At 64.1% G+C, this 12015-nt stretch carries 9 protein-coding genes and 1 pseudogene; all 10 read left to right on the forward strand.

The window, feature by feature from the left end; genetic code table 11:
- The first annotated feature begins 242 nt into the window (after positions 1-242).
- The 10 genes and pseudogenes from QQK18_RS12705 to QQK18_RS12750 all read left to right on the forward strand — a co-directional run bounded on the left by QQK18_RS12705 (position 243) and on the right by QQK18_RS12750 (position 12012).
- Positions 243-1240 (forward strand): annotated as a pseudogene (locus QQK18_RS12705) (acrylyl-CoA reductase family protein).
- 426 nt (positions 1241-1666) lie between these two features.
- Positions 1667-2458, forward strand: a complete 792-nt coding sequence (locus tag QQK18_RS12710) for a GntR family transcriptional regulator (RefSeq protein ID WP_284340710.1) — start codon at positions 1667-1669, stop codon at positions 2456-2458.
- Between the two features lie 28 nt (positions 2459-2486).
- Complete coding sequence (locus tag QQK18_RS12715) at positions 2487-3596, forward strand: ABC transporter ATP-binding protein (protein WP_284340711.1); 1110 nt, start codon at positions 2487-2489, stop codon at positions 3594-3596.
- A gap of 10 nt (positions 3597-3606) precedes the next feature.
- Positions 3607-4536, forward strand: a complete 930-nt coding sequence (locus QQK18_RS12720) for an ABC transporter permease (RefSeq protein ID WP_284340712.1) — start codon at positions 3607-3609, stop codon at positions 4534-4536.
- 7 nt (positions 4537-4543) lie between these two features.
- A complete protein-coding gene (locus QQK18_RS12725; protein ID WP_284340713.1) occupies positions 4544-5425 on the forward strand; it encodes a carbohydrate ABC transporter permease in 882 nt (293 codons plus the stop codon).
- A gap of 58 nt (positions 5426-5483) precedes the next feature.
- Complete coding sequence (locus QQK18_RS12730; protein WP_284341035.1) at positions 5484-7013, forward strand: extracellular solute-binding protein; 1530 nt, start codon at positions 5484-5486, stop codon at positions 7011-7013.
- Between the two features lie 72 nt (positions 7014-7085).
- Positions 7086-9431: a heparinase II/III domain-containing protein gene (locus tag QQK18_RS12735; RefSeq protein WP_284340714.1), complete on the forward strand. Its 2346-nt coding sequence runs from the start codon at positions 7086-7088 to the stop codon at positions 9429-9431.
- Positions 9418-10167 carry an SDR family NAD(P)-dependent oxidoreductase gene (locus QQK18_RS12740; protein ID WP_284340715.1) on the forward strand — a complete coding sequence of 250 codons (750 nt, stop codon included), beginning with the start codon at positions 9418-9420 and terminating at the stop codon, positions 10165-10167. Before QQK18_RS12735 ends, QQK18_RS12740 begins: the two co-directional genes overlap by 14 nt.
- A gap of 37 nt (positions 10168-10204) precedes the next feature.
- Positions 10205-11227: a hydroxyacid dehydrogenase gene (locus QQK18_RS12745; protein ID WP_284340716.1), complete on the forward strand. Its 1023-nt coding sequence runs from the start codon at positions 10205-10207 to the stop codon at positions 11225-11227.
- A complete protein-coding gene (locus tag QQK18_RS12750) occupies positions 11224-12012 on the forward strand; it encodes a sugar phosphate isomerase/epimerase family protein (protein WP_284340717.1) in 789 nt (262 codons plus the stop codon). The genes QQK18_RS12745 and QQK18_RS12750 overlap by 4 nt, the downstream gene beginning before the upstream one ends.
- The last annotated feature ends 3 nt before the right edge of the window (positions 12013-12015 follow it).

Consider the following 12015-nt stretch of genomic DNA (forward strand, 5'->3'; position numbering starts at 1 on the left):
CAGCAGGCAGGCAAAACACGTAAGTTTATCCCTCGGTGCTCGTCCTCTACGTGCGCCAGCGTCAGTACAAAGTATTGTATGCGCGCGGAAATCGAGAAAACTGTGGCCAAAAAGCCTGCTGAGGAGCCTTCTGTTACCGCGAAATAGCCGAAATCCCGCTGGTTGCCTGTAAGCGCACTCCTTTTCAAGCGACCGGGCCGCCTCTAGGCTCAATTCGGAACGGGCATAGAAGAGGAAACGGCATGGCGCTGCGGGCACTCGTCACGAAAAAGAGCGCGGATGGGACCGTCTCGTCCTCGGTGCGCACCATTGCTGACGAGGATCTCCCGGAAGGCGACGTCACCGTCGACGTCGAATGGTCTGGCTTCAACTACAAGGACGGGCTTTGCCTCGCCGGCCGAGGCGGGCTCGTGCGCACCTATCCGCATGTGGCGGGCATCGATTTTCCGGAACCGTCCGCGAGAGTTCCGATGATCGGCATCGACCGGGTGACAAGGTGATCCTCACCGGCTGGCGGGTGGGCGAAACCCATTGGGGCGGCTATGCAGAGCGGGCTCGGGTCAAGGCCGACTGGCTGGTCCCGCTGCCGGCTGGCGCGACAACGCGCTGGGCCATGGTGCTGGGCACGGCCGGCCTGACGGCGATGCTTGCCGTCAATCGGCTGGAGGCGGCGGGCATTCGGCCGGACAGCGGAGCGGTGCTGGTGACGGGCGCCGCTGGTGGGGTCGGCTCCATCGCTCTCGGCCTATTGTCCCGCCTCGGCTACAAGGCCACAGCGCTTTCCGGACGACCTGAGCACCGCGCTGTGCTCGAGGGACGCGGGGCCGGCGAGGTCATCGCACGTGATGCTTTCCTCAACGAGCCGGACAAGTCGCTGGAGAGCGCCCGCTGGGCTGGGGCGATCGATAGCGTCGGCGGGGCGGTGCTGGGCAAGCTCCTGCGCCAGGTCAACTATGGCGGCGCGGTCGCTGCCCTCGGTAACGCCGCAGGTATGGAGTTCAATACCAGCGTTCTGCCGTTCATCCTGCGTGGCGTCAGCCTCCTGGGTGTCGAGAGCGTCATGCAGCCCTTTGCAGCGCGCGTTGAAGCGTGGGGGCGGCTTGTCGAGCTCTTCGATGCCGAGAGCTATGAGGCGCTGATCGAGGAGATGTCGCTCGAGGATCTGCCAAAGGCTGCCGAAGAGATCCTTGCCGGACAGATCCTTGGGCGCAGGATCGTCAGGGTCTCGGAGGGCTGGTGAAGCGCAGGAGGAGCGCACATTGGCTGGCTCGGCGGTATCGCCGGGCCAGGCTCTTTTGCTCTCCTTGAGGGGAGTGTCCGACGCGGCATCGCATCACCCACTCCCGGCCTCCCCCATCCAAGGGGAGGTGGGCGTCGGTGCGTTCGGCAAAATTTGCGTCACTTCCACCTGATTAGGCCCATGGTGCTTGTGGCACGACCTCGCCAAGCCCGCCAGACCGCACCTCCCCCTTGTGGGAGGCTGGGAGGGTGTGGCTCGGACGAGAGGCGAAGCGCCGCTACGCGCAATTAGAAATCCGACGTCTTTACGGCGGTCCCGCTCCTTCACGGTTGCCCACGCGGTAGAAACCGCCGCGGCCAACCCTTGACGCGCGATCTCTTTCTGACATATCACAACTCAAACAGATATCTCAGTTACGAATGTGATATGTCAGAACCAGTCGACTTTCCGTCTCTCCCTCTCGCCGAGCTGATCTCGCCCGACGCCCTCGGGCGCGAAGGACATATGGCCAACCGCATCTACGCGCTGCTGCGCCAGCTGATTGTCGAGGTGCGGCTGCTACCCGGGCGGGCCATTTCGGAAAAGGAGATCGCGGCGATCCTCAACGTCAGCAAGACGCCGGTGCGCGAGGCGATCATCCGATTGGTCGAGGACGGGTTCGTGACGGTGGTGCCGCAGGGCGGCACCTATGTGAACACCATCGAGGTGCAGCGCTACATGGAAGCCTGCTTCGTGCGCTTCAAACTCGAGGAGGGGGCGGCAATGCAGGCGGCCTCCCGCCACAGCCTCGAGGATCTGGCCCGGCTCCACAGCTGCATCGTCGCGCAAAAAAACGCGGCAGCCGAGGAGGACTATCCGGCGTTCTTTGCGCTCGATGAGGAGTTCCACCGCACCATTTTCGCGGCGGCGCGTCTGCCGGGCGTATGGGGCACCGTCAATCAGGCCAAGGGCGAAATGGACCGTATGCGCCACCTGAAGCGGATCTTTGCCGTGCGCCGCACGGAGCAGGTCATCGAGGACCACGAAGCGATCGTCGCCGGTATCGAATCCGGTGATCCCGCCGCCGCGAGGGAGGCGGTGGTTAGGCACCTGGGGTCGATCGAGTCCAAGCTCGCCGAACTGTCGCGCAACCCGAAGCTCTGGACCTACATCGAACAGATCAACACGCGGGTACCAAAGAAAAGAAGTCCGCGGACCGTCCCGAGTTCCGTCGCCTGACGGGTTGGGGTGCGGGGGAGGAGAACGCATGTCAGCAGTCGACATTTCCGGCGTCGTCAAGCGCTATGGCGCGCTCGAGGTCGTGCACGGCATCAACCTTGCCATCGAACCGAAGGAGTTCGTGGTGCTGGTCGGCCCGTCGGGCTGCGGCAAATCGACGACGCTGCGCATGGTCGCCGGCCTCGAGGAGATTTCCGGCGGAACGATTTCGATCGGCGGCCGCGAGGTCAACAAGGTGGCGCCCAAGGACCGGGACGTCGCCATGGTCTTCCAGAACTATGCGCTCTATCCCCACCTGGATGTCGCCGAAAACATCGCGTTCGGTCTTCGCGTGCGGCGCGAGCGGCGGGACGTGGTCGACAAGGCTGTCGCCGAGGCGGCCCAGATCCTCGGGCTGACCGAGTACCTCAAGCGCAAGCCCGCTGACCTTTCGGGCGGCCAGCGTCAGCGCGTCGCCATGGGTCGGGCCATCGTCAGGAAGCCGCAGGTTTTCCTCTTCGACGAGCCGCTCTCCAACCTCGATGCCAAGCTGCGCACCCATATGCGCGCCGAGATCAAGCGCCTGCACCGGCGGATGGAAGCCACCAGCATCTATGTGACCCATGACCAGGTGGAGGCGATGACGCTGGCCGACCGCATCGTCATCATGAGCAACGGTCATATCGAGCAGGTCGGCTCACCCATGGAGGTGTTCCTCGAGCCGGCCAATACGTTCGTTGCGAGCTTTATCGGCTCGCCGCCCATGAACCTCATCGATGCAACCGTCACCAGTGTCGGCGGAGTGCTTCATGGTGTCATTGCGCCAGAAAATGGGGAGCCTGCCCAGTCCCTACCGCTGCCATCCGCTTTCGCCGCTGGTGCTCGCGAGGGGCAGGCGGTCAAGCTGGGCATCAGGCCGGAGGCGATGGGCCTCCATCCCGGAGCGGCGCCCGCCATCGACTGTGCCATCGACCTCGTCGAACCGCTGGGCGCCGAGGCGCTCCTGCACGGGCGGGTCAACGGACAGGCGTTCATCGCCAAGGCCGAGACGCCGCTCGATCTTTCCGAGCTCTGGTCGGTCGAGCGGCTGGGCATCGATACCGCGCGCATGCACGTCTTCGACGCCGATACCGGCAAGACGCTGAAGGCGCGGGGGTAGGAGGCAAGCGATGCGGCTGCGGCTCTCGGACTATTTCCAAACCCTCAGCGAAGACCTGCGGCGCGACTGGCAGCTCTACCTGCTGCTCGCGCCGATGATGATCTGGTTCCTGGTCTTTCTCTATAAGCCCATGCACGGGCTGCAGATCGCCTTCAAGGACTTCTCGATCTTCCGCGGCATCGAGGCGAGCCCGTGGGTCGGCTTCGAGCATTTCGGCGCGCTGTTCGCCGATGCCATGTTCATCCGCGCGTTTTGGAACACCATCACCATCAGCTTCCTGGGGCTGATCTTCGCCTTCCCGGTACCGATCCTCCTGGCATTGATGTTCAACGAGGTGCAGAACGCGCTCGCCAAGCGCTGGGCGCAGACCATCGTCTACCTGCCGCACTTCATCTCGGTGGTGATCGTTGCCGGCATCGTCATCAACTTCCTCTCGCCCTCGACGGGTATCGTCAACACCGTGCTCGGCTGGTTCGGCATCGCGCCGATCTATTTCCTCACCCAGCCCGAATGGTTCCGGCCGGTGTTCATCGGCTCGAGCATCTGGAAGGAAGCAGGCTTTGACTCGATCGTCTATCTCGCCGCCATCGCCGGGGTGAGTCCAACGCTCTACGAGTCGGCGCGGGTCGACGGTGCGTCGCGCTGGCAGATGGTCTGGCGCATCACGCTGCCCTGCATCCTGCCGACGATCATCATCATGTTGATCATCCGCATCGGTAATTTGGTCGAGGTCGGGTTCGAATACATCATCCTCCTCTACCGGCCCTCGACCTACCAGACGGCCGACGTCGTCTCGACCTTCATCTACCGCACGGGCCTCCAGGGAACCCAATACGACCTCGCCACCGCTGCCGGGCTCTTCAATGCGGTGATCGCTTTCGTCCTCGTCTACACGGCCAACCGGATCAGCCGGAAGGTCTCCTCGACATCGCTGTGGTGAGGCCAAGATGAGCGCATCCAACCTCTATACCCGCGGCGACAGGATCTTCGGCTATGCCAACGCGTTCCTGCTCGCCCTCTTCGTCCTCTCGACGCTTTACCCCTTCATCTACGTCCTTGCCGCCTCGGTTTCGTCAGGGGCGGCGGTCACCTCGGGCCGGGTCGTGCTCTGGCCGGTCGACGTGACGCTTGCCGCCTATCAGCGGGTGCTCTCGGACCGGATGTTCTGGATCTCCTACGGCAACACCTTCATCTATACCTTCGGCGGCACGGCCATGAGCCTCGCCATCATGATCCCGGGCGCCTACGCGCTCTCGAGGAAGCGCCTGCGCGGGCGCACGATGTTCAATCTCCTCATCGCCTTTACGCTCTGGTTCAACGCCGGCATGATCCCGTTCTTCCTCAACATGCGGGACCTGGGGCTGCTCGACAGCCGTTTCGGCATCATCATCGGCTTTGCCTGCAACGCCTTCAACGTCATCCTCTTGCGCAACTTCTTCGAGGCGGTGCCCAAGTCCTTCGAGGAAGCCGCCAAGATGGACGGGGCGAGCGAACTGCAGCTCCTCTGGAAGGTGTTCATCCCGCTCTCCAAGCCCGCCATCGTCACCGTCGCGCTGTTCTGCATCGTCTCGCGCTGGAACGGATATTTCTGGGCGATGGTGCTGTTGCGCGGCGAGGAAAAGATTCCGCTGCAGGTCTATCTCAAGCGCATCATCGTCGACCTCAATTCCAACGACGAGTTCGCTTCGAGCCTGCTGACGGCCGAGTATTCCTTCGAGACCATCACGGCGGCGATCATGGTCGCATCCATCATCCCCGTCCTGATCATCTACCCCTACGCCCAGAAATACTTCTCGAAGGGCATCCTGCTGGGCGGGGTCAAAGAGTAATGTCACAAGGGAGGAGAAACCTGTGAAAACGATAGTCCAGAGTGTTTCGGCGCTCGCAATGTCAGCGGCACTCGTCGTGCCGTTCGCCGCAATGGCCCAGGAGACGGCGCGTATCGTCGACGAGCCGCTGGAACTGACCATGCACTTCCATTTCCGCGATAAGTACGTCTATAGCGAGGACTGGCCGGTCGAGCAGGCGGTGGCCGAAAAGACCGGCATCCACATCCGCAACATCGCCTCGCTCGCCACCACATCGAGCCGCGACGCCTTCAACCTGCTCATCGTCTCCGGCAACCTGCCCGATATCGTCGGCGGTGACGCCGGCGCAACCCTCAAGGACGACTTCATCCGCTACGGGCTCGAAGGCGCCTTCATGCCGCTCGACGACCTCATCGAGGAACACGCGCCCAACCTCAAGGCGTTCTTCGAGAGCCGTCCGGAAATCCGCCAAGCCATTTCGGGTCCGGATGGGCACATCTACTTCATCCCCTACGTGCCGGACGGCAAGTTCTCGCGCGCCTGGTTCATCCGCTATGACTGGCTGGAGAAGCTCGGACTCGAGGTGCCCGAGACGCCCGAGGAGGTCCACGATGTTCTCGTCGCCTTCCGCGACCAGGACCCCAACGGCAACGGCATCAAGGACGAGGTGCCCTTTTTCGCTCGCGACGAGATCGACGCGGTGCGGCTCATCAACCTCTGGGACGCGCGCGTCTCGGGTTCGGAGCGTTACGGGGACTTTGCCATCTATGACGGGCAGGTGCGCCACCCCTGGGCGGAGGACACCTACAAGGTCGGCATCGGACACGTTGCCGACTGGTACGCGGAAGGCCTGCTCGACAAGGAGATCTTCACTCGCGGCTCGCGTTCGCGCGAATACCTGCTCGGCAACAATCTGGGCGGCATGCTCCACGACTGGTTCGCCTCGACCTCCACCTACAACACGGCGCTCGCCGAGGAGATCGAAGGGTTCAGCCTCCGGCCCATGCTGCCGCCCAAGACCGTCTCGGGCGACCGCTTCGAGGACGCGCGCCGCCAGCAGGTGCAGCCAGCAGGCTGGGCCATCTCGGTGACCAACGAACATCCGGTCGAGACCATCAAGTATTTCGACTTCTGGTTCTCCGAGGAAGGGCGGATCCTCTCCAATTTCGGCGTCGAGGGCCTGACCTACGAGATGGTCGACGGCAAGCCGCAGTTTGCCGAGGAGGTGCTGAACAGCGACACGCCGGTCAACGCCCAGCTTTGGGAAATCGGCGCGCAGGTGCCGCGCGGCTTCTGGCAGGACTACGAATACGAGCGTCAGTGGACTAACGAGATCGCGCTCGAGGGCATCGAGATGTACGAGGAGTGCGATTGTCTGAGGGAAGAGTTCCTGGGGGTTGCCTTCAATGCCGAGGAGAAGGAGGTCTACGACCGTTACTGGCCGAGTATCCTCACCTACATGACCGAGATGCAGCAGACCTGGGTACTGGGGGCGCAGGATATCGACACCGGCTGGGACGCCTACAAAGAGCGGCTCAACAGCCTCGGCTACGACAAGGTCATCGCGGTCATGCAGGCTGCGTATGACCGGCAATACGGGGCCGACTAGCCCTCCTCCCGGGCGGCGGTCTCCCTGCCGCCGCCCACCACTTCCTCGGCTACAATAGGAGACCGGCAGTCGATGCGACCGTCCGCCCCGGAAAGCCTGCGCAAGGCCGTGCTGGATCAGCCCCGGCCGGGCTCGCTCACTATCGCCTACACTCCGGACGCGGACCGTTCGCCGACCGAGAACCCGCCGCGCTTCTCGTGGTTGCCGGACATCGACGACGCCTCGCGTTATGTGGTCGAGGTCTCGACGAACGTCGAATTCGAGCCCGAATCGACCCACCGCTACCCAGGGCTCGCCTGGAATTTCTTCACACCTGACGAGACCTTCGCTCCGGGCACTTATTACTGGCGCTATGCGCTCTGGGACGAAGCCGAAAGCGTGCCCGGCTCGGAGTGGAGCGCCGTGCGCACGTTCGCCCTTGCCGAGGGGCTGCCGCAAACGCCGGTCCTTTCGCTGGCCGAGCGACGTGGGCGAACCAAATATGCGCACCCGCGACTCTGGCTCGACGGAACGGAACTTGAAGCTTTCAGCGCCCGGATCGCCGCCGACCCGACGACCTGCGGCTGGGACATTTTCTTTGCCAAATCGGTCCAGCCCTGGATCGACCGGCCGATCATCGCCGAGCCCAAGCCCTATCCCGACAATGTGCGCGTCGCCTCGCTCTGGCGGCAGATGTACATCGATTGCCAGGAAGTGATCTACGCCATCCGGCATCTGGCTATCGCCGGACGGGTACTCGGCGATACGCGGCTCCTCGACAGGGCGCGCGAGTGGCTGCTGGCAGTCGCCGCCTGGGACACCAAGGGGCCGACCTCGCGCGCCTACAACGACGAAGCCGCGTTTCGCGTCGTCGTGGCGCTCGCCTGGGGCTACGACTGGCTTCACGACCATTTGTCGGAAGCTGAACGCCAGAGCGTACGCGTGGTTCTCCTCGAGCGCACACGAGAGGTCGCCGAGCACGTCATCGGCCATGCACGCATCCACGTCTTTCCCTACGACAGCCACGCGGTGCGCTCGCTCTCGGCGGTGCTCACGCCCGCCTGCATTGCGCTGGACGGCGAGAGCGAGGAGGCGATGGGCTGGCTCGACTACACGGTCGATTTCCTCGCAACCCTCTATTCGCCCTGGGCCGGAACCGACGGAGGCTGGGCCGAGGGGCCGCACTACTGGATGACCGGCATCGCCTATTTCATAGAGGCGGCGAACCTCGTCGCCAAATATCTGGGGCTCGACCTTTACCGGCGGCCCTTCCTGCAGAATACCGGCGCTTTCCCGCTCTATACCAAAGCACCAGGCACGCGGCGGGCCTGCTTTGGCGACGACTCGACGCTTGGCGACCTGCCAGGCTTGAAGGTTGGCTACAATGTGCGCCAGTTCGCCGGGGTCAGCGGCAATGGGCACTACCAGTGGTATTTCGAGCAGCTCAAAGCCGACGCCGCCGGCACCGAGATGGCCTTCTACAACTATGGCTGGTGGGATCTCAACTTCGACGACCTCGTCTACGCGCACGATCATGCGCCGGTCGCTTCCGTCGAGCCGGCGGACCTGCCGCCGGTCCGCTGGTTCAAGGATATCGGCTGGGTCGCGATCCAGAAGCATATCCACGATCCTAACCGGCACATCCAGTTCGTCTTCAAGTCGAGCCCCTACGGATCGCTGAGCCACAGCCACGGCGACCAGAACGCCTTCCTGCTCTATGCCTATGGCGAGGACCTCGCCATCCAGTCGGGTTACTACATCGCGTTCAACTCCAGCATGCACCGCGACTGGCGGCGTCAGACACGCTCCAAGAATGCCGTGCTGATCGGCGAGAAGGGGCAATATGCCGAGAAGGACAAGGCGCTGGCGCGTCGTGCGTCGGGCAGCATCCTCGACGTCACCGAGGCGCCGGGTCATGTCCTCATCCGGGCCGACGCGACGGCGGCCTACAAGGTCCTCAACGACACGGTCCTGCGCGTCGAGCGCGACGTGCACTTCGTCGACGACAGTTATTTCATCTTCGTCGATCGGGTGGAGACCGCGCAGCCGCAGACCCTCGAATGGCTCTGCCACACCGTCGGGCCGATCGATGCAGGCAAGACGAGCTTTCGCTACCGTGGCGAGCGGGCAGGCTTTTCCGGCCAGTTCATCTTCTCCTCGAACGGCGCACCCCGGATATCGGTCGTTGAAGGCTTCCCCGGCATCGATCCGGCCGAGACCGAGGGACTCGAAACCCACCACCATTTGCGTGCCGAGATCGAGGCGGCGACCAAGCACGTGCTGGTCACCCTTCTCGTGCCCTATGCGCTCGATGCGCCAAAACGCATCTTCAGCTTCATCGACGACCAGGGCTTTGCAACTGATATCTATTTCACCGACGTCGACGATCGGCGTTTCAAGCTGACACTTGCCAAGGATTTTGAGAATGCAGCGATTTGACGGGAAAACGGTGCTGGTGACCGGCGGTGGGCGTGACATCGGGCGGGCCTGCGCGCTGCGCTTCGCTGCCGAAGGCGCAACCGTCGCTCTGACCTATAACGGCGCTGAATCCGGTGCTCGAGCGGTCGTCTCCGAGATCGAGGGCGCCGGCGGGCGCGCCGCCGCTTTCAAGTCTGATCTGACCAAAGGGAATGAGGTCGAGGCCATGGTCGCCGGTGTGACCGAGGCCTTCGGCGGCATCGACGCGCTGGTCCATGTCACCGGCGGACTGGTTGCGCGCAAGACCATGCCCGAGATGGACGAAGACTTCTGGCATGAGGTCATGAGCCTCAACGTCACCTCGCTCTTCCTCACGGCGAAGGCCGTGCTGCCGCACCTGAAGGAGGGCGGGGCGATCGTCACCTTCTCCTCCCAGGCCGGACGCGACGGCGGCGGGCCGGGCGCAGTCGCCTACGCGACGTCCAAGGGCGCAGTGATGACCTTCACCAGGGGTCTCGCCAAGGAGCTCGGTACGCGCGCCCGCGTCAACGCGGTCTGCCCGGGCATGATCGCCACCACCTTCCACGACACCTTCACCAAACCCGAGGTGCGTGAGCGCGTCGCCGGCGCCGCGCCTCTGAAGCGCGAAGGCGCGTCGGAAGACGTTGCCGCGCTGGTGGCGTTCCTCGCGTCGGATGATGCCGCCTATATCACCGGCGCCTGCTACGACATCAACGGCGGCGTTCTCTACTCCTGAGGCTAAGATGACCGTCTCAGTCCCGAGGCCCGGGCGCATGGCACGCAAACCCAGACTCGTGCTTGCCATGCGCGATGAGTTGCCTGACGATTTCTTCGGCGAGGTCGAGTGGCTAAGGCTCGAAGCCGTTGCGGAGGTCGTTTCGCGCCGGGCGTTCTCGAACTTCGACGACGCACCGGGTGCGGATGCCCTGCGGCAGGCCGATATTCTGCTCGCCGCCTGGGGGGCACCGCAACTGACCGCAGAGCGGCTGGCGCGCGCCCCCAATCTGCGTTTTGTCGCCTACGCTGCCGCCTCTATCCGCGCCATGACCACCCCGGCCTTCTGGGAGCGCGGCATTCCGATCACCTCGGCGGTATCCGCAATGGCCGTGCCGGTTGCCGAGTTCACCTTTGCCGCCATCATCATGTGCGCCAAGGATGTTTTCCGCCTGCGGGACGCGCATCGCCTGTCGCGCGGAGCCGGCGGTTTCGGCGCTCGCATGGGTCTCGGTTCAGCCCATATCGGCAATTACCGGCGCCGCGTCGGCATTGTCGGCGCATCGCGGACCGGCCGTCTGGTCATCGGCATGCTGGTGCGATCGGGCTTCGAGGTCTGCGTCTACGATCCGTTCCTTGGTGAGGACGAAGCGCAAGCGCTCGGCGTGACCCGCATGGCGCTCACCGATCTCCTCGCCTGGTCCCACACCGTTTCGTTGCACGCACCGATCCTGCCCGAGACGCGGCACATGATCGGCGCGGCGGAACTGGCGCTGATGGCCGACAACGCGGTGCTGATCAACACCGCCCGCGGCTGGCTGATCGACCACCAGGCGCTGGAGCGCGAACTGGTGTCCGGGCGCCTGCGCGCCCTCATAGATACACCCGATCCCGAACCCTTGCCGCCCGACAGCGTTCTCTACCATCTACCCAATGTGGTGCTGACGCCGCATATTGCCGGAGCCCAGGGCAATGAGTTGCGGCGCCTGTCGGATCTGGCGATAACCGAGATCGAGAGATTTGTGGCGGGTCTGCCGCCGCTCCATCCCGTGACCGCCGCCGAACTGGACCGCATCGCATGACCCTGATCCACTGCTTTTCAACCCTTGGCTGTCCCGAGCGTTCCTTGAAAGAGGCGGCCGGTCTCGCGGTCAAGCACGGCATTGGCGCCGTGGAACTGCGGGCACTCTCTGGCTCCATCGACGTGCCGGCAAAGCTTGCCGAGGAGTTTGGTTCGCCAGATGGACTGGCGGACTGGCTCGATGGGCAGCCGGTCGTCCTTGCCGCTTTCGGCACCTCGGCACGCCTATTCGGCGAGACGTTCGACCTCGCCGAAATCGAGCGCTTCATCCCCTGGGCCGAGGCCGCGAATGTGCCGAACCTGCGCGTCTTCGACGGCGGCGAGGAGCTGACGGACGCGGATGTTGCTGCGGGGCGGGAACGGCTCGATCGCTGGGGCGATCTCAGGTCAAAACGCGGCTGGACAGCCGATCTCATGATCGAGACGCACGACGCCCTGGTCGCCGGCGAGGCGCTCTATCGCTTCTGCCGGGAGGTGCCGCACGCACGCGTGCTCTGGGATACGCATCACACCTGGGCCAAGGGCGGCACGGATCCGCTCGCGACCTGGAGCCGGATCGCTCCTCAGGTGGTGCATCTCCATGTCAAGGACAGTGCACCGGGGCCGGACGGGCGTGCCTATGTGCTGCCCGGCGAGGGAGACTTCCCCATGGCGGCGTTGCGCAAGCGCCTGGACGCCGAGGGGGTGACGATGCCCATGAGTCTCGAATGGGAGCGGATGTGGCATCCGCACCTGCCGCCGCTTGATGCCGCGTTGTCGGCGGCGAGCAGTAACGATTGGTGGTAGCGG

It is taken from the genome of Devosia nitrariae, from assembly GCF_030160115.1.
GTDB lineage: Bacteria > Pseudomonadota > Alphaproteobacteria > Rhizobiales > Devosiaceae > Devosia > Devosia nitrariae.